This window comes from Amycolatopsis regifaucium, assembly GCF_001613935.1.
In the GTDB taxonomy this organism is placed as follows: domain Bacteria; phylum Actinomycetota; class Actinomycetes; order Mycobacteriales; family Pseudonocardiaceae; genus Amycolatopsis; species Amycolatopsis regifaucium.
This window is the reverse complement of record NZ_LQCI01000034.1, coordinates 746,442-769,733: the sequence shown is the minus strand read 5'-3', so window position 1 is coordinate 769,733 and position 23,292 is coordinate 746,442. Positions and strand designations below refer to the sequence as shown.

Sequence of the window (23,292 nt, the reverse complement as noted above, 5' to 3'; positions counted from 1 at the left end):
CAGGCGCACCGTGTCGTCAGTCAAAGCCGGGATCTCCCATCGGTGCCTGGCACCGCCGCGGATGGCGTATCACCAACCTCGTCGGCTCGATCGCGGCGTTGGTTACAGGATCGCCCGAGTCTTGTTCTAAACGCGACCGGAAGCCGATCAACGGACGGCGGCCGCGTAGGCCGCGAGCAGGGCTTTCTGAGAGTTCTCCCAAGACAGCGGACCGGCGACGCGCGCCCGCCCCAGCTCACCCATCCCGGCCCGCTGTTCCGGCGAGTCGAGCAGATGCGCGATCTGCTTCGCGAACTCCGGCTCGTCGTTCGCCGGCGCGTACAGCGCGGCCTCCCCCGCCGAAACCCGGGCCTCCCGCAGTTCGAAGGAGACGATCGGGCGGCTCATCGCCATGTACTCCATGATCTTGTTCATGGTCGACACGTCGTTGAGCGGGTTCAAGGGGTCCGGCGAAAGGCAGACGTCGGCCGCGGACAGATAGCGCAGCAGATCCTCGTCGGAGATCCGGCCGGTGAACTCGACCTGGTCGTCGAGCTTCAGTTCCTTGGACAACGCGACCATGGCGTCGAAGGCGTCACCGGAGCCGATGAACACGGCGTGCCAGTCCGTGCGGCCGATCTCGTCACGCAGCGAAGCGAGCGCGCGCAAGGCGTAGTCGACGCCGTCCTGCGGGCCCATCACGCCGAGGTACGCCAGCAGATGCGGCTTGCCCTTCTTCAGCTCCGGCTCGACCGGGACCTGGTGGAACCGCTCCACCACGGGCGCGCTGCGCACGACGAAGACGTCGTCCGGCGACTTGCCGCCGCGCTTCACGGCGACGTCCTTATAGCTCTCGTTGGTCGCGATGACGACGTCGGCCGTCTTGTAGGTGCGGCGCTCCAGCGCGCGGACAGCGCGGTACAGGAAGTCCTCGCCGCGGTCGAAGCGCGAAAGGTACAGCTCGGGGCAGAGGTCGTGCTGGTCGAAGATGAACTTCGCGCCCTGGCGCTTGAGGTACAGCGCGACCAGGAACAGCAGGTCCGGCGGGTTGCAGGCGTGGACGACGTCGACCCGGCCGACCTTGCGCGCCAGGCGGAGGGTGTGCCACAACGCGGAGCCGTACTCCTGGACGTATCCGGCCGGGCCACCGGTGGCGGCCTTCAGCGGGTACCGGAGGATGCGGACGCCGTCGATGGTGACTTCGGCCTCGGTGTCCCGCTTCGTCCCTTGCGGACAGATGACGTGGACTTCCCAGCCGGCGTCGCGCAGCGTCTGGCACTCCTGCCAGACCCGGCGGTCGAAGGGGACGGAAAGGTTCTCGACGAGGATGAGAGCTTTACCAGGCAAGACCGACATATCCCTCTTCAGTCCGGCGCCGGTCGGCGTCGGGTACGCGGACGAGATCGATGATGGTGTGACCGCCGCCCGCCGGGAGCGCCGCGAGGACGTCCGGGTCGGTGCAGCCGATGAGGCAGACCTCGGCGTGGTCGACGACCTCGCCGACGGAACCGGCCAGCAACTGGCCGAGATGCGGCAGCCTGCCCTCGATGTACTCGCGATTCGCGCCCATCAGCCGCGAAAGGCTGACGTTGGCGTCGTAGATGCGGAGGTCGTATCCCTTGCCGAGCAGCCGCTCCGCGAGCTCGACGAGCGGGCTCTCGCGAAGATCGTCGGTGCCGGGTTTGAAGGACAGGCCGAACAACCCGACCTTGCGTTTGCCGGTGCGCGCGACCAGGTCGAAGGCACGCTGGAGATGTTCGTCGTTGGAGGGCAGCACGTGCGAGAGGATCGGGACGGCGACGTCCGCGCGGTGCGCCGCGTAGACGAGACCGCGGAGATCCTTGGGGAGGCACGAGCCGCCGAAGGCGAACCCGGGGCGGAGGTAGGCGGGGCTGATGTTCAGCTTGCGGTCGGCGAGGAAGACGTCGATCACCTGGTGTGAATCGAGCCCCAAGGCGCGGCAGATCGAACCCAGTTCGTTCGCGAAGCCGATCTTGAGCCCGTGGAAGGAGTTGTCGGCGTACTTCGTCATCTCGGCGACCGGGATCGCGACACGGAAGACCTCGCCGGGAAGCCCTTCGTAGAGCGCCGCGACGACGTCACCGCTGGCGGCGTCGAGCTCGCCGATGACCGTCTTGGGCGGGTCGTAGAAGTCCTTGACGCTGCTGCCCTCGCGCAGGAACTCAGGGTTGACCGCGACCCCGAAGTCGACCCCGGCGGTGCGGCCGGACGACTTCTCGAGGATCGGGACGAGCAGATCGAGACACGTGCCCGGCAGCATGGTGCTGCGGAACACGACGGTGTGCCTGGTGGTCTTCTCCTTGAGCGCTTCGCCGATTTCCTCGGCGACGCGCTCCAGGAACGCCGTCGACAGGCTGCCGTTGGGAGCCGAGGGGGTACCGACGCAGATGAGGGAGACTTCGCTGTCCGCGATCGCCTGTCTGACGTCGGTGGTGGCTCTCAACTTGCCCTGTGCGACCACCTCGGCGGTCAGCTCACCGATGCGCTCCTCCACCACCGGCGCCTTGCCGCTGGAGATGAGGTCGATCTTCACCGGGTTCACGTCGACCCCGACGACCTCGTGCCCACGCCCGGCCAGGCACGCCGCCGACACACAACCGACGTAACCGAGCCCGAAGACACTGATCTTCATGACGAATTCCTCCAGCCGCATTCCGCTGCCCGTTGGTCGGTGGGAGGACCGGGTTCGTTACCGCCGCCCTCGGTTCGCCTGCTTTTGGCGGAATGCCTGTGCGGCAAGGGAATTACCCATCGTTCGGAGGGTGCGAAACGCTACAGGGCGCGCGTAAGGGTTTCGTCTCGATTCAGGGGGGAAGGGGAAGGGGGAGGGAGAGGGGGCGGCGGTGAGGGGGCGGTCCGGTTGGTCGTGAGTGGCGATTCGGGTTAGAACCCGAATCGCCACTCACGACCAACTTGCCCCAATCGGCACCACCGTCCTCACGCGGTTGTCCACAGGCAGGGCTCCTCGCACCTCGTTTATCCACAGATTCGCTCGCTGTGCTCCACGGTGACCGTTCAGCGGTGATCGTCGAAGCATGCCCATCCACAAACGCTGGTCGGAGGAGTCGATCCCGGCCGTCCAACGCCCGAGCTGGCCGATCCTTCTGGCGGAACAGCGGGGAATCGTCAACACCAGTCAACTTCGCGCCTACGGCCACTCCACAGCCGACATCGAGGCGAACCTCGAGGCAGGAAGATGGCAACGAGTGCTACCGCGCGTTTATGCGACGTTCACCGGCGAACTCTCCCGGTCCGCGAAAATCCATGCCGCGCTGAGGTACGGCGGCGGGCACGCGATCCTGAGCCATCGCACGGCCGCCGAAGAATGGGGACTTCTGCCGATCATCGAGGGGCCGGTCGAGATCACCGTTCCGTACACATTCTCGGCGGTTTCCTGCCCGCCGCTGGTGATCGTGCACCGATCACGCGCACTGCCCCATATCGCGGTCGGAACGACGCCACGCAGATCTCGCCTCACGGACACGATCGTCGATCTGGCCACCTCGCAGAGAACGCCGAAAATGGCGACCAACACCGTGGTCGACCTCGTCAGCCGAAGCAAGGTCTCCTTGGCAGCGATGGAGAAGTGTGTGTTCCTCCGGCCGCCTTACCGCTATCGGCCCGCGATCCGGTATGGCCTCGCGCTGCTCGCTGGTGGGCTGATGTCGGCGCTCGAGGTGGAGTACAAGGAAGCGGTCGAGGACGAGCACGGCCTTCCCCAAGGCAGCAGACAGACGCCCTTCGAAGTGAAGGGCAAGATTTTGTGGGAAGACGTCACTTACGATCCGCACGGCGCCGCGGTGACGGTCCGGCTCGACGGCCGCGCCACCCACGCCATGGCGGACGTCGCCTTCCGCGACCGGAAGCGGGACAACGCCGCGGAACTCGCCGGTCGGGCACGACTCGTCTACGGATGGAACGACGTTCGGACAGCTCCGTGCGAAGTGGCGGCGGAGGTGCGAGCCGTCCTCGTCCGGGAGGGTTGGGACCCCGCCGGAGGCCGCGCGGCGACGTGCCCGAGGTGTGGCAAGTGAGGTGCGGGGCAGGGAGGGGAGGAAGAGGGGGCGGCGGTGAGGGGGTCGGTACAGGTGGTCGTGAGTGACGATTCGGGTTAGAACCCAAATCGCCACTCACGACCAACTTGCCCCACGCCCACCCCGCGCCGCTGTCCCCGCCGGTCAGCCCTCGACGAACTTGGCCGCCAGGCCCTCTCCCACCGAAGTCGACTTGCCGTGGTCCTCGATCGGCGACACCTTCGAGTTCTTGAAGCAGATGTAGGTCACGCCCGAGTCGACGCCGCCGTTCTTCGGGTCCGGGTTGATGCCCAGCGCCTTCGCGGTCGCGTAGGACGCCTCGCCGATGATGTCGTTCGGGCCCGTGTCACCGATGACGGTGTAGAGCACCTTGTTGTTGTAGACCACCGCGCACGAGCCGGCGCCCTTGAGGCCGGACTTCTCGAAGTTCCAAGTGCTGCTGATGCTCGGCACGACGACGTAGGGCGTCTGGTCGGCGATCAGTGCCTTGCCGTCGGAGCGCGGGTACGCGGTGCCGTCCTGGAACCACGGGTCGGTGGTCTTGTTGCATCGCGGCGTCGGCTGCCCGTCGCAGTCGATGTCCATGTCGGCCTTCCAGAACACGGCGCTTCCCGCGTCGCAGACCGCGACGGTCCGGCCGGTTTCGTCGTCGGTCTTGTACTTGCCGTTCGAGATCTGTTTGCAGCTGGTGGTCTTCGCGAGCAGCTGCTGCGCGGTCGGACCCGCCTGCACCGAGACCGGAGCCGGTGAAGCCGCGGCCATCGCCGCGGGGGTCAGTCCTGCGGCCAGCACCATCGTCGAGAACAGGAGTAACTTCCGCATGCCATGCACCCCTTAGTTAGTAAGACTTCCTTACTCAGGACGCTCAGGATGCCGCCGTCAATGACCGCTCTCAAGGGCTGTCAGGGTGTTGTTTTCCCACTATTCAATGAAAACCGGTCAAAAGCGGGCAAGCCTGGCGACCCGCGCCACGAACCGTCCCGCTCGGCGGTACAGGCCGTCCCGGTCACCGAGCACGCCGTCGATCCACTCCTGATCGACGTCGTGCCGGATCCCTGTCCGCGGCTGCAGCCAGCCGTCACGCGACGCCGCGCCGCCTTCGGTCGTGTAAACCCTCGTCGCGCCGGAGCACCGGAGCCGCTTGAGCACCCGTCGGTCGTAGGCGCCGAACGGCGGCGCGTACGACCGCACGGGTTCGCCGCTCAGATCGGCGAGCAGTTTCGGCGCCGCTTCGAGTTCGCGGCGCGCGTGCCTGCCGTCGAGCCGCCGCCAGTCGCGGTGCTCCCAGCCGTGCGAGCCGATCGACATCCCGGCGTCGACCAGCGCACGAAGACCGTCGGCGTCGACGAAGCCCCGCTGGCCGATGCGGCCGGCCAGCGGGAAGAACTCCGCCGTCAGCTCGCGTTCGACCAGCCGGGGCAGCGCGATCTCGACGTCGGAGGCGTTGCCGTCGTCGAAGGTCAGGCCGATGTCCTCACGCCCGGCCACCGCGTCCAGCACCCGTTCGAGCTGGTCGACGGTCACCCAGGATTCGTCTTCGCCTGGATCCAGCACGCGTACGGGCTTGCCCACGCCGCCAATCGCCAGGATCACCATCGCGCCTCATTCGGGACCGAGTCAGTCAGTTTCCCGATTAATCGCGTTGGCGAATGGAGTAGTTACATGATCCCGCGAGGTGTCCACGAACGGATTACTTGCGGATCTCCAGGGTGCAGCACTTCGGGCCACCGCCTGCCTTCCTGAGCTCGGAGATGTCCACGAAAACCGGCTCGTAGCCGCGTTCGGTGAGCCGCGCGGCCAAGCCGGTCGCTTCGACCGGCAGGACGACGTTGCGGCCGTCCGAAACCCCGTTCAGCCCAAAGCACTCGGCGTCGGCCCGGTCCGCGATTACCGCGTCCGGGAACATCCGCTCCAGTACCTTCCGCGACCCGGCCGAGAACGCCTCCGGGTAGTAGGCGATCTGCGCGGACGTGGTGTCGGTGGCCTCGGCGAGGACGAACAGCGCGGTGTCGAGGTGGTAGTAGCTCGGGTCGATCAGCCGCAGCGAGACGACGGGGACGCCGAGGATCTCCTGCGCTTCGGCGTGCGCGGCAGGGTCGGTCCGGAAGCCGGTGCCGGCGAGCAGGACCTTGCCGGTCCAGGCGAAGTCACCTTCAGCCTCGTTGATCTTCTCGGGCATGGTGATGTCGCGGTAGCCGTGCTCGACGAACCAGCGGCGGAAGTGCTCGGCCTCGGCGGTGCGCTGCGGGGCGCGGAACCGGGAGCCGAGGACGCGGCCGTCGACGACGGTGCCGGAGTTCGCGGCGAACACCATGTCGGGCAGGCCGGGCTGGGCGTCGATCTCCTCGACGGTGTGGCCGAAGCGTCGGTAGGTGTCACGGAGTTCGGTCCATTGCGCCATCGCGGTGTCGACGCTGACCGGGACGGTGGGGTCCATCCAGGGGTTGATGACGTAATCCACCGCGAAGTACCGCGGCGGGCACATGAGGTAGCGGCGCGTCGTGGGCACACGGGGCTGCTCTAGTACCGGCATACACGAAGGGTAAGGCTCACCTAATTCCGCAATCAATCGCTGTTCGCTGCGCGTATACCTGCTAAACATTGCGTGTGAACACCATCGACCAGCGAATCGTTTCATGTCTGATGGCCAACGCGAGGTCCAGCTACGCCGACATCGGGAAAGTCGTCGGTCTTTCCGCGCCCGCGGTGAAGCGACGGGTGGACAGACTGCTCGAAACCGGCGTTCTGCGCGGCTTCACCGCGGTCGTCGACCCCGAGGCGCTCGGCTGGGGAACGGAGGCGTTCGTCGAGGTCACGTGCAACGGCAACATCACCCCGGCCCGGATCCGGGCCCGGCTGGAGCCGTTGCCGGAGGTCGTCGCCGCCTACACCGTGTCCGGCGCGGCCGACGCGATCGTCCACCTGCGCGCGTCGGACATCCACCACCTGGAGACCGCGCTGGAGCGGTTGCGCGGACTGGAGATCGTCGACCGGACGGTCTCCACCGTCGTCCTTTCCCGGTTGTTGGAACGCCCACCGACGCCCGAAGCGTGAAACCCTCGACCCGTGACCGATCAGATCCGCTCCAGCCACGACGGCGGCGTCGCCGTGCTCACCATCGACGCGCCCGCGACCCGCAATGCGCTGACCCTCGACCTGTCCGCGCAACTCGCCGACGCCGTCGGGCGTGCCGAAGCCGACGAGAGCGTCCACGCTTTGGTCGTCACCGGTGCGCCACCCGCCTTCTGCGCGGGCGCGGACCTCGACACCCTCGCCGGCGCGAGGGAGGACGGACTCCGCGCCATCTATGACGGCTTCCTCTCCGTCGCCCGGTGTTCCCTGCCGACGATCGCGGCGGTCGGCGGCGCCGCCGTCGGCGCCGGATTGAACCTCGCGCTCGCCGCGGACGTCCGCATCGTGGGACCGCGGGCCAAATTCGTGGCCAGATTTCTCGACTTGGGCATCCATCCCGGCGGCGGGATGACGTGGATGATCCAGCGGCTCGTCGGCCCGCAGAAGGCGGCCGCCATGACACTCTTCGGAGAAGTCGTCGGCGCCGAAGCCGCTGTCGAAACCGGGCTCGCGCTCCGCCTCGTCGACGGGGATTTGATCGAGGCCGCCCGTGAGCTGGCACAACCCGCCGTCGAAGCTCCACGTGACGTCCTCCTCGCGACAAAGCGCACGCTTCGGCACACGGCCGCGCTGACCGGACATTCGGCAGCCGTCGACGCCGAGATCGAGCCGCAGCTGGCGTCGCTCACCGCGCCCGCTTTCGCCGAAAGGCTCGCCAGGCTCAAGGCCACCATGACTGGCCGATGACCGTTCCTCGAGCGGACTTCACTACGCTTGAAGGAGATACGGCTCACAATCGGGGCGCATCGTTAACCGTTACCATCGGTAACAGATAAACCGGATAATCCCCGCTCAGCGTCGAGCTCAGGCCACTCGAGGAGTAGGTCCAGGCCATTTTTAAGGCAATCTGGGAAGTGTGCCGAGGACTAACCTCGGGACATGGCATCTGTGACCTGGCCGACATCGCCGGGCGAGGCACGCCGATCCCCGGCCACGCCGGGGAACGACGCACGTCGGGAGAGAGGGAATCCCTGACCTATGAGCACGAGTGCGAACGGCAACGGCTCCTTGGCGGCCGTGAGGCCGACCGAGGTCGCCAAGCTGGACCGGGTGGTCATCCGGTTCGCCGGTGACTCCGGTGACGGTATGCAGCTGACCGGCGACAGGTTCACCTCGGAGGCGGCCGCCTTCGGCAACGACCTGTCGACAATGCCGAACTTCCCCGCGGAGATCCGCGCGCCACAGGGCACCATCCCCGGCGTCTCGAGCTTTCAGGTGCACTTCGCCGACTACGACATCCTGACGCCGGGCGACCGGCCGGACGTCCTGGTCGCGATGAACCCCGCGGCGCTCAAGGCGAACCTCGCCGACGTCCCGCAGGGTGGGACGATCATCCTCAACACCGACGAGTTCACGAAGCGGAATCTGGTCAAGGTCGGGTACGACAACGACCCGCTCGACGACGAAACCCTTTCGGCCTATCAAGTCCACCGGGTCGCGATGTCGACGTTGACCAGAGGTGCGCTCGAAGAGACCGGACTGTCCAAAAAAGACGCCGAACGCGCGAAGAACATGTTCGCGCTCGGACTGCTCTCCTGGATGTACCACCGGCCGACCGAGGGCACCGAACGATTCCTGCGCGAGAAGTTCGCGAAGAAGTCCGACATCGCCGAGGCCAACATCCTGGCCTTCCGGGCCGGCTGGAACTACGGCGAGACCACGGAGTCGTTCGCCACCACGTACGAGGTCGCGCCCGCGAAGCTGAACCAGGGCACGTACCGCCAGATCACCGGGAACACCGCGCTGGCCTACGGGCTGGTCGCCGCCGGGCAGCAGTCCGGCCTGCAGATCCTGCTCGGCACGTACCCGATCACCCCGGCGTCGGACATCCTCCACGAGCTGTCCAAGCACAAGAACTACGGCATCCTCACCTTCCAGGCCGAGGACGAGATCGCCGGTATCGGCGCGGCGCTCGGTGCCTCCTACGGCGGCGCGCTGGGGGTCACCTCGACCTCCGGTCCCGGAGTCGCGCTGAAGTCCGAAGCCATCGGCCTCGCGGTGATGACGGAACTGCCGCTGGTCGTGATCGACGTCCAGCGTGGCGGCCCGTCCACCGGGCTGCCGACCAAGACCGAACAGGCCGATCTGCTGCAGGCGATGTTCGGCCGCAACGGCGAATCGCCGGTCCCGATCGTCGCGCCGCTGTCCCCCGCGGACTGCTTCGAGGCGGCGCTGGAGGCCACGCGGATCGCGCTGAAGTACCGCACCCCGGTCTTCCTGCTGTCGGACGGCGCGATCGCGAACGGCTCGGAGCCGTGGCTGATCCCGGACGTCGAGAACCTGCCGGACCTGCGGGTGGAGTTCGCCACCGAGCCGAATGCCGAAGACGGTTCCGGGGAATTCTGGCCGTATGTCCGCGATCCCGAGACCCTCGCCCGCGCTTGGGCCGTGCCGGGCGCCGCCGGTCTGCAGCACCGCATCGGCGGGCTGGAGAAGGCCGACAAGACCGGGCACATCTCCTACGACCCCGACAACCACGACAAGATGGTCCGCCTGCGGCAGGCCAAGATCGACGGCATCGACGTCGGAGACCTCGTCGTCGACGACCCGAGCGGCGGCAAGGCCCGCGTCCTCGCGCTCGGCTGGGGCTCCTCCTACGGGCCGATCGGCGCCGCGTGCCGCCGGGTCCGCAAGGAGGGCATGCCGATCGCGCAGGCGCATCTGCGGCACCTCAACCCGTTCCCGGGCAATCTCGGTGACGTGCTCCGTTCGTACGACACCGTGGTCGTCCCTGAAATGAATCTCGGCCAGCTGTCGATGCTCTTGAGGGCGAAGTACCTCGTGGATGTGAAGTCGTACACGAAGGTCGCCGGGATGGCGTTCAAGGCCGAGGAGCTGCAAGGCGTGTTCACGGAGATCATCACCAGTACGGAGGCGGCGAAGTGACCGCGATTGATCTGGGGATTCCCACCCTCGGCGGCCTGGACCTCGTGCCGACCGAAACCGAGCCGCAGAAGGCGAAGGACTACAAGTCGGACCAGGAGGTCCGCTGGTGTCCCGGCTGTGGCGACTACGTCGTGCTCAACGCCGTGCAGTCCTTCCTGCCGACGCTCGGCCTCAAACGCGAGAACATCGTGTTCATCTCGGGTATCGGCTGCTCTTCCCGGTTCCCGTACTACCTGAACACCTACGGCATGCACTCGATCCACGGCCGCGCGCCGTCGATCGCGACCGGGCTCGCGACCGCCCGCCCGGATCTGTCGGTGTGGGTCGTCACCGGTGACGGCGACGCGCTGTCCATCGGCGGCAACCACCTGATCCACGCGTTGCGGCGCAACGTGAACATCAAGATCCTGCTGTTCAACAACCGGATCTACGGCCTGACCAAGGGCCAGTACTCGCCGACGTCCGGGCCGGGCATGGTCACCAAGTCCACCCCGATGGGCTCGGTCGACACCCCGTTCAACCCGCTCTCGCTGGCGATCGGCGCCGAGGCGTCGTTCGTGGGCCGCGCGCTCGACTCGGACCGCAAGGGCCTGACCGAGGTGCTGGAGGCCGCCGCGAAGCACCGTGGATCGGCGCTGGTGGAGATCTACCAGAACTGCCCGATCTTCAACGACGGCGCGTTCGAGGTCCTCAAGGACAAGGACGAAGCCGCGAGCAGGCTCATCCCACTGCGGACCGGTGAGCCGATCAGGTTCGGCCCGCAGAGCGAATTCGGCGTCACGCGCAGCGGCTGGGGCGGCCTCGAGGTCGGGAAGGTCGCGAACATCGGCGAAGAGAACCTCGTCGTGCACGATCCGACCATCGAGGACACCGCGTACGCGTTCGCGCTGTCGCGGATCGGCGACCAGAACCTGAACCACGTGCCGACCGGCATCCTGCGGCAGGTCGAGCGGCCCACCTACGACGACCAGGCGCGCGCCCAGGTCGCGGAGGCCCAGGCCGCCCGCAAGCCCGACCTGCAGGGGTTGCTGCGCGGCAAGGACACCTGGACCGTCGTCAGCTAGCCAGGAATGCAATGAAGGGGCCTTTCATCGCAAATTTCGCGATGAAAGGCCCCTTCATTGCGGATAGCTAGCTGAGGGGACGGAACCCCACGCGCTCGGCGTCGGAGGCGGTGCGGAACCAGACCTCGGCGACCATCTTCGGGAACTGGGGCGAATCCTCGGTGCAGTACCGCAGTGCCGTGACGCTGGCCTTGACCCCGAAGTCGTCGGCGGGACGGCCACCGCCCGGCCGCGGCATCGCCGAACCGGGACCGAACGGGCCCGGCGGGACGGACTCCACCGCGGGCGCGACCTGCCGCGCGGGCGGGGGTTCCGGGGCGGGCACCGCGTCACCGGGCTGGACGGTGGGTTCGAACAGCGAGCCGCTCTGCCCGCCGGACAGGTCCGGCTCACGGCGTTCGATGGCCCGCATCGACGGCTGGATCGGCTGCGGCGGCTCGAAACCGCCGCGGACCGTGCCCCGCGGGGTGCGCTTGGGCAGCACCTGCGTGGCTTCGGCGGGCGTCTCGGGCTCGGAGTCGAGGAGACCGGCCTTCGCTTCTTCGTCGGAACCGAAGGCGTACGCGGGCGGATCCTGCAGCTCTTCTTCCCGCTCGAACCAGTTGGTCTCGACGGGCGGCTGTTCCGTGTCCACGCGCGACGCCGGACTGAACAGCGAGACCGGCTCGGGCTGCGTCTCCGTGCCCTCGGGGTCCAGCTGCATCTCCAGGCGGGACCGATACGGTCCCTCGCCCGGTGTCGGCAGAGGCTCGGGCTCGGGCAGGGGCTCGGGCTCGGGCTCGACGTCCAGCTGCGACGCGGGCTGGAGGTACTCGGTCGCCGCGGCGGCGTACGGGTTCTCCGGCTCGGGCTCGGGTTCCGCCGGGGTCATCGGGATGTACTGCGTCCGCTCGGCGGGCTCGGGCTCCTCTTCGGGCGCGGTGCGGTACTCCGCCTCGTACTCGTTTTCGGGCTCGAAGGTCCGCGTCGCGAGCGGCGTGTGCTCGGGCTCGGGCTCCCGCTCCTCGACGAGGTCCTCTTGGACGTCCTCGACAGGCTCCGGTGCCTTCTCCTCGACCGGTTCGGTCCACGGTCGCGCGGGCTCACGCTCGGTGAGAGTCTCGGGATAGGCGGGCTTCGGTTCCTCGGCGGCCGCGAACTCCTCGTCCAGCTCGTCGTGCGACGGCTTCGTGAAGTACGCGGTCCCGCCGGCGGTCGCCGCTGCCCCCGCGCCGACGCTCACCCCGGCCGGGACCCGTGACGTCTCGGCGTGCGCGGTGGCCAGCGAGCTTTCCAGCTCACGGATGCGCTTGCGCGCCGGAAGCACCAGTACCAGCCAGGTGAGCAGCGCCCCGACGACGAACGCCAGCAGACTCCACAGCCAAACCTGTCCGAAAATGGACATCTATCCTGCCCCTTGTCAATGCGTTCGCGCGACGAGGTAGTCGGCGACCGATTCGCAGGCGTCCCGGGCGGGCGACGCGGGCAGCGCAGCGAGCTCGGCACGCGCTCGCCGAGCGTAGTCGGAAAGGGTTTCGCGTGCGCGTTCGAGTCCGGACGAGGCCCGCAGCAGGTCCAAGGCCTCGGCGACGAGCTTGTCGTCGGAGATCGGGCCGGACAGCAGCTCGACCAGACGCGGGTCGGTGGCCGGGTCGGCCAGCGCGTACAGCATCGGAAGGGTCCTGACGCCTTCGCGCAGGTCGGTGCCCTGCGCCTTGCCGAGCTCCGCCGAGGGCGAAGCGATGTCGATGACGTCGTCGGAGATCTGGAACGCCGTCCCGATGATGTCGCCGAAGCGGCGAAGCGCGTCGATGTGCTCGTCGGCCGCGCCGGACATCATCCCGCCGAAGCGGCCGGAGGTGGCGATCAGCGAACCGGTCTTCTGCGCGATGACCGTGAGGTAGTGCTCGACCGCGTCGTCACCGTCTGCCGGGCCGACCGTCTCGCGCATCTGGCCGGTGACCAGCTCGCCGAAGGTCTCGGCGATGATCCGGGCGGCGTCCGTGCCGAGGTCCGCGACCAGCCGCGAGGCGTGCGCGAACAGGAAGTCGCCGGTCAGGATCGCGATGGTGTTGTCCCAGCGGGCGTTGACGCTCTCCGCGCCGCGGCGCATCGTCGCCTCGTCCATCACGTCGTCGTGGTACAGCGTCGCGAGGTGCACCAGTTCGACGGCCGCGGCGGCGATGACCACCTGGTCGCCCTGCTTCGGCCCGAACTGTGAAGCCAGCAGCGTGAACAGTGGACGGAAGCGTTTGCCTCCCGCTTCGACCAGGTGCGAAGCGGCGTCCTCGACGGCCTTGACGTCACTGCGGACAACGTCGCGGAGCAGGGTCTCGACGTCGGCGAGCCCGGTCGCGAGGGTGCGCAGGAGCTGCTCGTCGGCGATCTGGAGCCCCACGGACGCGCGCAGGTCCTCGATGGCACCACCTGGGGCAGGTGAAGACACAGACACGTCGGCTCCGCTCTCTTTGACACCGGTTCGGGATTGCTTCCAGCGTAGTGGCAACCCCGTCGGCCCTGTTGACGTGCTGTCCAGGGGAAACGGTGACGAATATGACACCCCCGCCGAGTATCCTGCCGCTCTTGGCACGAACTGGGGATACGACATGACGACACCGGACGATTCCGGCGAAAGACCGGCGTGGGCACCTCCCGCCGAAGACCACCAGGAGCAGCGTTCGACGGTGTGGATCACGGTGATCCTGTTCGTCGTCTTCATGGCGGTGATGCTGCTCGTGGCCGGCCTCGTGGTGGGCGGCGTGAAGGAGTCGAGGGCGGGCGCCGTCCAGACCCGGCAGCCGGCGGTCCCGCCGACGTCGGCGCCCACGTCGTCCGCACCGCCCGCCACACGGCAGGAGGTGCCGATCCGCAAACTCGAGACGGCGGCCAATCCGCTCGTCGCTCCCGGCGTGGCGATGCCGAAGGTGACCTGCGAACTGCCCAAGCTCCGCGGCACGAAGGAGCAGCTGGACGCGTTCTATCTGGCCTTGATCCCTTGTCTGGAGCGGGCGTGGCATCCGGTCCTGACCCAGGTCGGCGAGCCGCGGATCCCGGTCGCGGTGAACCTGCACGACGTCTCGAACACCGCCTGCGGCCCGCCGCCACCCGCCTCGGAGGCCATGGGCTTCTACTGCTCGGACGACAAGACGATCTTCGTCCCGTTGCCGAGGCAGCTCGAAGACGGCGGTCCCGAACTGCTGAGTCAGCTGTTCCTGCTCGCCCATGAGTACGGACATCACGTTCAAGAACAGTCAGGAATCCTCCGGAAACACGACACGCTCTACCGCGAGGCGGACGGCGACCGGCCGAGGATCCTCGACCTGAGCAGGCGGCTCGAACTGCAGGCCGACTGCTTCAGCACGCTGTTCCTCGCCAACGCCGCCGGCCGCGGTTCGATCACCGCCGGGCTGATCGCCCCGCTCGGTCAAGCCGGCTACGAAGGCACGGACAGCGAAACCCACGGCTCGGCGAAGAACGCCGCGTTGTGGCAGAAGCGCGGCCTGAAGGCCAAGGACACTTCGGCGTGCAACACCTTCGCGGCCCCGCCCGCCGAGGTCTCCTGAGGCCCCGGGGTCAGCGGCGGCGGATCTTGATGTCGTCCATGCAGGTCGCCTTGCCCGCGACGTCGCGATACGGGTAGCCCTTCGCGTCCAGCAGCTCCATGACCTTCAGCTCGGCCTCGTCGAGCACGTCGCGTTCCTCTTCGCCGCGAAGCGTGATGCGGAAGGTGAAGGCGCCGAGGTGCGCGCTGTAGGTGAGCAGGCCGTCCTCGGTGAACCCGATCGCCTGGTGCTGGTCCGACTCGGCGAGGAGCCGGGCACGGGTCTCGGCGTCGGGGTGGTCGAACTTGCCGTTGACGAGGACGCGGTAAGTCGGCATACGTCCGAATATACAGACCTGTATCTGAATACGAATCTGAATATCCAACGAGTGCCCATGATCCACGGACGAGTGAAACGACCGGCACGCCCGCAACGGGCGAATCCGACCCGCAGATAGTGATGACAAAAGGGAAGAACGGCCGCTCCAGGTTCGCTCCCCAACACGTGAGAGGAAGCGATGCGCATCACCATCGCAAGTCGGGCCGGCCTCGTCGGCGCACTGTTGCTGGCAGGTCTCGGCGTCGGAGTGACACCTGCCGCAGCGTCCAACCCCGCGGGCGTCGCGTCGCTCGGCTCCGCCGCTTTCGGCAAGGCCGGACAGACGCCGATCGCGATCTCGTCGCTGGCCGACTGCGCGGTCGAGGGACCGACGGCCAACTCGTCCGGGGCCGTGTCCAAGACCGGCATCACGTTCGGTGGCGGCACGACGACTTGCACGACCACGGTCGTCGACCCGGCGAACGGCGTGACCACGACGAAGTCGGAGGCCAAGGGACAGGAATTCGAGCTGTCGGCACTGGTCTCGTCGGGCGGGCCGCGGCTCAAGCTCCGGTCCTATTCGGTCAGCTGCACAGCGACCCAGAGCAACACGAACGCCACCTGGTCCTACGGCGGTGCGACCGGTCTCGGCACGCTGCCGTCGCCGGTGCCGGTCGGCTACGTCAAACCGATCACCAAGTCCGACGGGACCCTGCTCGCCGAGGCGATCTTCAATGAGCAGGCCTTGCCCGGCGACGGCAGCATCGGGCAGACCATGCTGCGGATCAAATTCGCCCCTGCCTCGAACATCACCGGTGAAGTGATCGTCGGCCGCGCGGCCTGCTCCCCCACGCCATAACCATCACGCCGGGAGAGGGGCGTCCGGGTCGTCCCGGGCGCCCTTTTCCATATTGGCTTATATAAGTATGGGCTGATAATGTGTCCGCGACCGAGCCGAGGAGGACTCCCATGGTCGACGTGACCAGCCAGCTCAACTCCGTCCAGCGCAAGGTGGGCAAACGTGTGGTCGAAGCGGGTGATGCGTTGACGGTCACCGTCGGCCAGGTCTACGACACCGATCTGGACGACCTCTGGGACGCCTGCACCAACCCCGAACGCATTCCGCGCTGGTTCCTGCCGGTCACCGGCGAACTGCGGGTCGGCGGCAAGTACCAGCTCGAAGGCAACGCGGGCGGGACCGTCGAACGCTGCGATCCCCCGAAGAGTTTCGCCGCGACCTGGGAGTACGGCGGCGACGTCAGCTGGATCGAGGTCCGGCTGAGCGCCGAGCCCGACGGGCGCACCCGGTTCGAACTCGACCATACCGCCGTCCCGAACGAACACTGGAACCAGTTCGGCCCGGGCGCCGTCGGCATCGGCTGGGACATGATGCTGAACGGGCTCGCGCTGCACCTGGAATCCGGTGAGGCCAACGATCCCGAAGCGGCCATGGCCTGGATGGTGAGCGAAGAGGGCACGCGATTCATGACACTGAGCAGCGAGGCCTGGTACGAAGCCGACGTCGACGGCGGGACCGACGCGGACATCGCGCGCACCCGGGCCGACGCGACCTTGGCCGCCTACACGGCGCCGCCGGAGAGCTGAAGGTCTTCGGCGAGTTCCGGGGCGCGAAGCAGGGAGACGAGGTCGTCGTCCGACCGGAAAACGGCGCGTGCCCCAGGCATTCCCGCCTGCCGGAGCATCGCGTGGAGGACATCGGCGTGCGGCTGGTCGAGCAGGGTCCAGACCATCGCGCCAGTTGCGCGCGGTTCAGCCCGCACACCTTGATCGTCTGTTAGCCCTTCTCGGTCAGCGCGCGGTAAGTGCCGATCGACAGCCCGAGGAATCTGGGGCGAAATCCCCAGCCGCACATGTCCACGCGCGTCAAGATTCCCGAGTGGCGAGACATAAAGGGACGAGTGCGGCCAGGGCGGCGTCCGCGGCGCGTTCGTCATGGTCAGTGGGGGAGGTTGTTTCGGCTGCCATTCGGAAAGTGCGGTTGAGGTGGTGCCATGACCACGAAATTCGTACAAGCTGCCAATAGCCCGATGAGCAGGGCAACAAAAATCACTCTTCGAAACTTCATTCACGCGGAGTATGCGGGCCGCTGGTCACGCTCACCAGGAAAAACCCCTCCTTTTGGCGCACGTCCACCCGAATGGTTTTCACGGATAGTCACCATGGTCGCGATGGCTATTCAGCGAGGAACGGAACTTAAGGTAGAGGTCCTCGCCTGCCGGGGAACCCTGGTAATCTTCCCGGCGTCGGATTACGCAGGGTGCATCGGGGTGGAGCGCCTTGTAGCCACGGGAGGGGCATATGACGACGGTGACTTCGGGGCGGGTTCGCCCAGTCAGCGGGGATCGGTTCGGGGTGGCAGGGGTGCATGGCCGTGCCTGAGGGGCAGCCGACCTACGACCCAGGGATGCGCTGGAACGACTCCATGGGTCTTCGTCCCTCAGGAGGCTCGTACGGTGCCTCCGTCGCGGAGGGTGCGGGGTTCAAGTACGACGAGGCGACGCTCCACGAACTGGTGAAGGAGTGGACCGACCTGGCCAAGGAGTACCTGACGGACCGCATCGAGGCCGAGTTGATCGCTATAGCGCAACCTCCCGGGATGGAGTACGCCAGCGGAGGCAACGCCGAAATCACACGCGAGTCCGGCAACGCCCTCATGACAACCCTCGATCAACGTGCCAGCTACTGCGAAAGCATGGCGAAAAAGTACGCAGCTGCGCTCGGTAAGTACGCGACCGTGGAGGAGCAGAGCGTCGTAGACATCAACCAGCAGCCGAAGGGCATCGTCTGATGCGTCGATCAATGCTTCTCGTCTTCGTGACCACTCTCGTGCTCTCGGCGTGTTCGCCCACCACCAACGGCACCGCCACACCCACGGGTAAGGAGAGCGCGCCCAGTCCGACCTCACCGGAGACTGGAGCTCAGCTACCCGGGCCTGGGGTCCCCAATGTGGACATCCCGATCGATCTCGCTCGGTTCAAGCAGGCACCATGCAGCGGCCTCACTGACGCACAGGCCCAGGAGCTGGTTGGGCCCACGGTGGAGTCGAAGGCACGACCAAATGGAGATGCTGGACCTGGCTGCGGTTGGTCCCCACCAGCAGCCGCCCGGCCTCTGGTCTACGTCGTGTTCGGCGGCCAGACCAACCGAGGGTTGACGGCTGTATACGAGGCCAAGGGAAAGGCATACAAGTTTGTCGAACCGCTCGCATCGGTCGACGACTATCCCTTAGTCGCCTTTGGTGCGGAAGACGAACGCGCCACCAAGGGCCATTGCCTGGTGGCAGTCGGAACCAGTAACAGTGAAGTCATCAGTATCGGGTTGGAGCAGTCCGAAGCCAATATCGGCAAGAAGGACCCCTGTGACACTGCGCGCGAGGTGGCGATCAGGGTCCTGGCTACCGTTAGAGGGGCGAACTGATGGCCGACGAAAAGCCGCTCACAGCATCGGAAATCTATACCCAGATCACCGGCGGTAAGGGCACTGGCTCGCTTTCCAAAGCCCAAGAAAGTGCCTTCGGCTTGGCCAAACGGCACCAAGAGCGCATGCAGCGGATCACAGCGCTCAGCCAGAAGACCGCCGCAGGATGGCAAGGCGCCGCCAGCAGCGCAGCGGTGGACGCGACGAAGCCGCTCGTCGAGGCCGCCATGGACGACGCGATGCATTTGGCGGTCGCCCAGAGCGCCATCTCAGCGCAGATGGACGCGTTCGGCTCGGCGAAGAACTCGGTCAAGCCTGTGCCGCCGGAGCAGCCTCAGCCCACTGCTCAGGACGCGCTCGATCTGATGCAGGGTAAGCCTGTCGGGTACTTCGACCGGGTCAAGGGTTACCAGGCTGACAGTCAGCACAACATCGACACGTTCGCGACCTATCACTCGGCCAGCACCTCCAACGGTGACGTGCTGCCCGCCCAGTACGCGCAGCTCACCGACCCGGGTGGCGCCGTCACGATGGACGACGGCAGTTCCGGCAAGCCGGCGGTCAAGGGCTTCGGTGACGGCTCCGACCGGCGTGACCCCGGCATCGGCGAGCCGTATCGCGGGACCGGCGGACCGGGCACCGGCACGCCGGGTCCGGGCGGCCCCGGCACAGGCGGCCCCGGCACAGGCGGTCCAGGCACGGGCGGTCCTGGCACGGGCGGCGGTCCCGTGAGCGGGCCGCAGCCCGGACAGGGTGGCTCGCAACCGGTCCAGCCCGGAACGCACCTGCCGCCGCCCGACGACGGCACCCGCGCCAACTCGTACACGCCGCCTCAGGTCACCCCGGTCGTACCGCCCGCGGCGAACGTCGACTTCGGGCCGACAGGCAAACCGATCAACACGGTCAACCAGCCGGGCACCTTCCCGCCCGGCTACCCCTCGTTCGGCCCGGGAACCGGTGGCACGCCGGGGTCGCCCGGCGGGCGAACGCCGGGTGGGCCCGGGTCGCCAGGCGGGTACCGGGGCGGCAGTGCGCCCGGCGCGCCGGGTAGCGGCGGGCAACCCGGTCCGGGTGGCCGAAGCGGCACCGGGACGCCGGGTCAGCCCGTGGGAGGCCGGGGTACGGCGGGAGCGCCGGGAGTCGCCGGTCGTGGCGGGGCGAACGGGATACCGATGGCGCCCGGCGCGGCCCGCGGGAAGGGCGAGGAGAACAAGGAGAAGAAGGCTCCGGCATACCTCCAGAACCCGGATCCGGACGAGACCTTCGGCGGCTACATCGAGAAGCCGATGCCGCCGGTGATCGGCGAGAAGAAGAAGTAGCGCCACAGTCTCAGGGGAGGGAGAAACGTGGTGCTCGCGCGCCCGGTCGAAATCACGCTCGACACCTTGCTGACCGCGTTCCGGCACGCCGGCTGCGGAGATCCGCATCTGATCTTCGCGGGCGGCTTGCGGTACATCCCGCCGTCTTCGCTGAACAGCGAGGATCGGGCGGCGTTCGAGGAGCTCGGCGGGCTCGGTTTCACCGAAGGCAAGCGATTGACGAGCGACTTCGAGGACGTCCTGCACATCCTCGACCGGCCGAATTCCGAGTACTACGCGACCGTGCGGACGGAAGCGGAGCAGTACAGCGTCCTGGTCGCCGTACGCGGCCGTGCCGCGGTGACCGCGATCTGCCAGGACAGCCGGGTCTGGCTGAAGGGTGTGCGGACCGACGACCGCGCGGCGGCGCTCGTGTTGAACCTGCCCGAGTATCCGCCCGCGCGGTTCGCACCGTTCTCCTTGCCACAGGACGATTTCAAGCCAGGTGCCGGAAGCGGCCTCTACGACGACGAAGCCGAGTCACGTAGCCGTGAAGCTCGGCAGTTGGACGAGGTTTTCGAACAGCCGTATTTCGGTATCGGGTTCTTCGCCGCGGCCAAGCGGCCCGATGGCGGCAAGCGCGTCGAGGCCACCGACGGTCTGACATATCTGGACATCGACGCCGGGCGGGTGGCCATGCACGTGACCGGCTCGTCCAGCAACCGGTACATCACCGTCCTGCCCGGCGAACCCACGCTGCTGGCCCAGAAGGTCGCCGCGTTACGGGCGAGCCTCGACCACTAAACCGGCGGCACCAGGCTCTCGATCAAGTGCACCGACCGCGCCGGATCCAGCGCCACCGCGGTCGAGCGCACGGTCGCCCGCACGTACGGCTGGACGTCGGCGGGCTGGTGCAAGAACACCCCGGAACGCAGGTGTTCCAGCCGCACCACCGGCCTGCCGTCGGGAAATTCGAGCAGGGCGTAGCCGCCGCACATCCCGGGATGGCCGCCGACGTCGAAGGGGAAGACGCGCAGCTCGACAGTCGGCCGCTGCGCCAGCGCGAGGAGGTACCGAAGCTGGTTCGCCATGATCCGTTCACCGCCGATCTGCCGTCGCAGAACTCCCTCGTCAAGGAACGCGACCAGCCTCGGCGGATTCTTCCGGTCCAGCACCTTCTGCCGGTCCTGGCGTAGGTCCATCCGCGCTTCGAGTGCCGCGGCGGAGACGTCGGCCGCGGAGAGCGCGGCCCTCGCGTACGAAGGTGTCTGCAGCAGCACGGGAAGCGACGCGGTACTGGATTCGACGATCTTGGTGGCTTCGAGTTCGTACTGCGCAAGGGTCTTCACCTGCCACGGCACCTCGGCGTCGCGAGTTTCCAGCCAGCTGGGGCGGTCGGCGTCGCGAGCCAGCTCGATCAGCGCTTCCCGTTGCTCACCAACGATCTGATAGACCGCGAGCAGTGCCGACACCTCTTCGGTGGACGCGGCGCGCATTCCGGTTTCGAGACGGCTGATCGTCGACTGCGACCAGACCAGTTTGTCGGCCACCTCGGTCATGGCCAGTCTGCTGAACCGCCGCGCGACTCGAAGTCCCTCGGCGAGTGCACGCTCCTGCGGCGTCGGTTTCTGCTTCGGCATCGCTCCCCTTCTTCCGGCGAGCAATCTGCCCTGTGCGACACGGCAAGTCAGCTCCCGATCCGGGCGACCTCCCGGACACGGGTGGTGAACCAGTTCAACCGCTTAACAGCTTCCGGATCCGCTGCTCCATGGCGTCGTCAAGCCAGTCGTACGGGAACGCGCCGTCGACCAGTACCGCGCCGCGACTTGCCGCGGGCCCGCTCGGCCGTTGAGGTAGACGATCGGGATGCCGGAGCCGCCGGTGTCGGCCGGCGCGGTGTCGTCGACCGGCACCATTCCGGTCCAAGGGGCGGTGAGCGAGGCGCTGCTGAGACTATCGAGACACGCCCCTGACGTCGCCCTGACACCGAAAAGCCCCCTCACGACAGCGAGGGGGCATTTCGCGCGAACAGGGCTTACTTGAGGGCGAAACCGCCGGAGCCCGCCCAGTCGAGGGCGAACGCCGGGATCAGGCCGAGCACCAGCGTGACGATGACGCCGATGGTGATCGCGGTGGTGGTGAACGCACCGGGCACGGTGACGGTCGGGCCGTCGGGCGCCGGTTCGGAGAAGTACATCAGCACGATCACCCGCAGGTAGAAGAACGCGGCGACGGCGCTGAAGACCAGTGCGACGACGACCAGCGGCGCCATGCCGTCGGACAGTGCCGCCGAGAACACCACGAACTTGCCGACGAACCCACTGGTCAGCGGGATACCGGCCAGTGCGAGCAGCAGGAACGTGAACACCCCGGCCAGCACCGGTGACCGCTTGGCCAAGCCCGCCCACGCGGACAGGTGCGTCGCCTCGCCGTTCGAGTCCCGCACCAGCGAGACGACACCGAACGCGGCGAGCGTGGTGAAACCGTAGGCCAGCAGGTAGAACAGCGTGCTCGACAGGCCTTCCTCGGTCATCGCGATCGCACCCACGAGCAGGAACCCGGCGTGCGCGATGGACGAGTAGGCGATCATGCGCTTCACGTCGGTCTGCGTGAGCCCCAGCACCGCGCCGATCAGCATCGAGATGATCGCGACGCCCCAGAGCACGCCGCGCCATTCCCAGCTCGTCGACTCGAACGCCACCTGGAACACCCGCAGGATCCCGCCGAACGCGGCGACCTTGGTGCAGGCACCCATGAACGCGGTGACCGGGGTCGGCGCGCCCTGGTAGACGTCCGGGGTCCAGGTGTGGAAGGGACCGACCGAGCCCTTGAACAGCAGGCCGACCGCGAGCAACCCGAGCCCGGCGAACAGCAGCGTGTCCGAACGGTCCGAACCGGCGGCGGCGTTGGCGATGTCCGACAGCTTCACGGAGTTCGCGTAGCCGTACAGCAGCGCGAGGCCGTAGAGGAAGAACGCCGACGAGAACGCGCCGAGCAGGAAGTACTTGACCGCGGATTCCTGCGAGAGCAGACGACGCCGCCGCGCGAGACCGCACATCAGGTACAGCGGCAGGCTCAGCACTTCGAGCGCGATGAACATGGTCAGCAGGTCGTTGGCCGCGACGAACGACATCATGCCGCCGAGCGCGAACAGCGTCAGCGGGAAGACCTCGGTCTGCATCCCGGTGGTGCCGACCTGCGCGCGGTCCTGCAGCGTGCCGGGGCGGATACCCGCCTGCGCGACGAACGCGCCGCCCGGTTCGACCGAGCGGTCGGCGATCAGCAGTACCGCGCCCAGCGCCAGCGCCAGCAGCGTGCCCCACAGGAACAGCGACGGCCGGTCGACGGCGATCGCGCCGCTGAAGGTCGTGATGCCGCCCTTCGGCGCGGAACTGCTGGCGTACCAGGCAAGGAAGACGCCGGCCGCCCCGATCCCGAGCAGGGACAGGAAGACCTGCGACGGCCACCGCATGTGCTTGGGCAAGAAGGCTTCGAACAGCACGCTGACACACGCGGCCCCGAGGATGATCAGGATCGGCGTGACGGCGAAGTAGTCGATCGACGGCACCTGCACCAGTGGCGCCTGAGTCAAGAAGAGCAC

The 23,292-nt window shown here is 67.5% G+C and carries 23 protein-coding genes; 12 read left to right on the top strand and 11 right to left on the bottom strand.

What is annotated here, in order from left to right; all coding sequences use genetic code 11:
* Positions 1 to 147: 147 nt before the first annotated feature.
* A complete protein-coding gene (locus AVL48_RS27540) occupies positions 148 to 1,335 on the bottom strand; it encodes a glycosyltransferase family 4 protein (RefSeq protein ID WP_061980036.1) in 1,188 nt (395 codons plus the stop codon).
* Entirely contained in the window at positions 1,316 to 2,632 is a 1,317-nt protein-coding gene (locus AVL48_RS27535; protein ID WP_061980579.1) for a nucleotide sugar dehydrogenase, read from the bottom strand. The genes AVL48_RS27540 and AVL48_RS27535 overlap by 20 nt, the downstream gene beginning before the upstream one ends.
* Positions 2,633 to 3,035: 403 nt before the next feature.
* Here AVL48_RS27535 and AVL48_RS27530 point away from each other — a divergent pair, with 403 nt between their 5' ends.
* Positions 3,036 to 4,034, top strand: coding sequence for a hypothetical protein (locus AVL48_RS27530; protein ID WP_061980037.1), 999 nt, complete (start codon positions 3,036 to 3,038; stop codon positions 4,032 to 4,034).
* A gap of 144 nt (positions 4,035 to 4,178) precedes the next feature.
* On the opposite strand, the gene AVL48_RS27525 is transcribed toward AVL48_RS27530, so the two are convergent.
* The 3 genes from AVL48_RS27525 to ddaH form a co-directional block, all read right to left on the bottom strand.
* Positions 4,179 to 4,856: a glycoside hydrolase family 75 protein gene (locus AVL48_RS27525; protein WP_061980038.1), complete on the bottom strand. Its 678-nt coding sequence runs from the start codon at positions 4,854 to 4,856 to the stop codon at positions 4,179 to 4,181.
* 117 nt (positions 4,857 to 4,973) lie between these two features.
* Positions 4,974 to 5,630, bottom strand: a complete 657-nt coding sequence (locus AVL48_RS27520; protein ID WP_061980039.1) for a polysaccharide deacetylase family protein — start codon at positions 5,628 to 5,630, stop codon at positions 4,974 to 4,976.
* Between the two features lie 94 nt (positions 5,631 to 5,724).
* Positions 5,725 to 6,567, bottom strand: a complete 843-nt coding sequence (ddaH, locus tag AVL48_RS27515) for a dimethylargininase (protein ID WP_177242254.1) — start codon at positions 6,565 to 6,567, stop codon at positions 5,725 to 5,727.
* A 74-nt stretch (positions 6,568 to 6,641) separates the two neighbouring features.
* Here ddaH and AVL48_RS27510 point away from each other — a divergent pair, with 74 nt between their 5' ends.
* The 4 genes from AVL48_RS27510 (at position 6,642) to AVL48_RS27495 (ending at position 11,116) form a co-directional block, all read left to right on the top strand.
* Positions 6,642 to 7,088, top strand: coding sequence for an Lrp/AsnC family transcriptional regulator (locus tag AVL48_RS27510; RefSeq protein WP_037308316.1), 447 nt, complete (start codon positions 6,642 to 6,644; stop codon positions 7,086 to 7,088).
* Between the two features lie 12 nt (positions 7,089 to 7,100).
* Positions 7,101 to 7,853, top strand: a complete 753-nt coding sequence (locus tag AVL48_RS27505; RefSeq protein ID WP_061980041.1) for an enoyl-CoA hydratase — start codon at positions 7,101 to 7,103, stop codon at positions 7,851 to 7,853.
* 291 nt (positions 7,854 to 8,144) lie between these two features.
* Complete coding sequence (locus tag AVL48_RS27500; RefSeq protein WP_061980042.1) at positions 8,145 to 10,052, top strand: 2-oxoacid:acceptor oxidoreductase subunit alpha; 1,908 nt, start codon at positions 8,145 to 8,147, stop codon at positions 10,050 to 10,052.
* The gene (locus tag AVL48_RS27495) at positions 10,049 to 11,116 is read left to right on the top strand and encodes a 2-oxoacid:ferredoxin oxidoreductase subunit beta (RefSeq protein WP_061980043.1); all 1,068 of its coding nucleotides are present in this window, start codon (positions 10,049 to 10,051) and stop codon (positions 11,114 to 11,116) included. The genes AVL48_RS27500 and AVL48_RS27495 overlap by 4 nt, the downstream gene beginning before the upstream one ends.
* A 67-nt stretch (positions 11,117 to 11,183) precedes the next feature.
* Here AVL48_RS27495 and AVL48_RS27490 read toward each other — a convergent pair whose 3' ends face one another.
* The gene (locus tag AVL48_RS27490; protein WP_061980044.1) at positions 11,184 to 12,500 is read right to left on the bottom strand and encodes a sunset domain-containing protein; all 1,317 of its coding nucleotides are present in this window, start codon (positions 12,498 to 12,500) and stop codon (positions 11,184 to 11,186) included.
* Between the two features lie 15 nt (positions 12,501 to 12,515).
* A complete protein-coding gene (locus AVL48_RS27485; protein ID WP_061980045.1) occupies positions 12,516 to 13,541 on the bottom strand; it encodes a polyprenyl synthetase family protein in 1,026 nt (341 codons plus the stop codon).
* 160 nt (positions 13,542 to 13,701) lie between these two features.
* On the opposite strand from AVL48_RS27485, the gene AVL48_RS27480 reads away from it, so the two are divergent.
* Positions 13,702 to 14,658, top strand: a complete 957-nt coding sequence (locus AVL48_RS27480; protein WP_061980046.1) for a neutral zinc metallopeptidase — start codon at positions 13,702 to 13,704, stop codon at positions 14,656 to 14,658.
* Positions 14,659 to 14,668: 10 nt separating this feature from the next.
* Here the strand turns inward: AVL48_RS27480 and AVL48_RS27475 are convergent, their stop codons facing one another.
* Positions 14,669 to 14,974 (bottom strand): DUF6204 family protein, encoded by a 306-nt coding sequence (locus AVL48_RS27475; protein ID WP_061980047.1) that lies wholly within the window; start codon positions 14,972 to 14,974, stop codon positions 14,669 to 14,671.
* A 180-nt stretch (positions 14,975 to 15,154) separates the two neighbouring features.
* On the opposite strand from AVL48_RS27475, the gene AVL48_RS27470 reads away from it, so the two are divergent.
* A complete protein-coding gene (locus AVL48_RS27470; RefSeq protein ID WP_061980048.1) occupies positions 15,155 to 15,814 on the top strand; it encodes a hypothetical protein in 660 nt (219 codons plus the stop codon).
* Positions 15,815 to 15,924: 110 nt separating this feature from the next.
* Positions 15,925 to 16,560, top strand: coding sequence for an SRPBCC family protein (locus tag AVL48_RS27465; RefSeq protein ID WP_061980049.1), 636 nt, complete (start codon positions 15,925 to 15,927; stop codon positions 16,558 to 16,560).
* On the opposite strand, the gene AVL48_RS38620 is transcribed toward AVL48_RS27465, so the two are convergent.
* Entirely contained in the window at positions 16,536 to 16,736 is a 201-nt protein-coding gene (locus AVL48_RS38620; RefSeq protein ID WP_244162509.1) for a hypothetical protein, read from the bottom strand. The genes AVL48_RS27465 and AVL48_RS38620 overlap by 25 nt on opposite strands.
* Positions 16,737 to 17,341: 605 nt before the next feature.
* On the opposite strand from AVL48_RS38620, the gene AVL48_RS27460 reads away from it, so the two are divergent.
* The 4 genes from AVL48_RS27460 to AVL48_RS27445 are packed head-to-tail and all read left to right on the top strand — an operon-like array spanning position 17,342 to position 20,495.
* Positions 17,342 to 17,764, top strand: coding sequence for a hypothetical protein (locus AVL48_RS27460; protein WP_143104638.1), 423 nt, complete (start codon positions 17,342 to 17,344; stop codon positions 17,762 to 17,764).
* Positions 17,764 to 18,393, top strand: coding sequence for a DUF3558 domain-containing protein (locus tag AVL48_RS27455; protein WP_063816492.1), 630 nt, complete (start codon positions 17,764 to 17,766; stop codon positions 18,391 to 18,393). Before AVL48_RS27460 ends, AVL48_RS27455 begins: the two co-directional genes overlap by 1 nt.
* A complete protein-coding gene (locus AVL48_RS40615) occupies positions 18,393 to 19,712 on the top strand; it encodes a PPE domain-containing protein (RefSeq protein WP_061980051.1) in 1,320 nt (439 codons plus the stop codon). Before AVL48_RS27455 ends, AVL48_RS40615 begins: the two co-directional genes overlap by 1 nt.
* 27 nt (positions 19,713 to 19,739) lie before the next feature.
* The gene (locus AVL48_RS27445; protein WP_061980052.1) at positions 19,740 to 20,495 is read left to right on the top strand and encodes an ESX secretion-associated protein EspG; all 756 of its coding nucleotides are present in this window, start codon (positions 19,740 to 19,742) and stop codon (positions 20,493 to 20,495) included.
* Here AVL48_RS27445 and AVL48_RS27440 read toward each other — a convergent pair.
* Entirely contained in the window at positions 20,492 to 21,250 is a 759-nt protein-coding gene (locus AVL48_RS27440; RefSeq protein WP_244162531.1) for a Scr1 family TA system antitoxin-like transcriptional regulator, read from the bottom strand. The two genes, AVL48_RS27445 and AVL48_RS27440, sit on opposite strands and share 4 nt — an antisense overlap.
* A gap of 476 nt (positions 21,251 to 21,726) precedes the next feature.
* Complete coding sequence (gene nuoN / locus AVL48_RS27435; RefSeq protein WP_061980054.1) at positions 21,727 to 23,292, bottom strand: NADH-quinone oxidoreductase subunit NuoN; 1,566 nt, start codon at positions 23,290 to 23,292, stop codon at positions 21,727 to 21,729.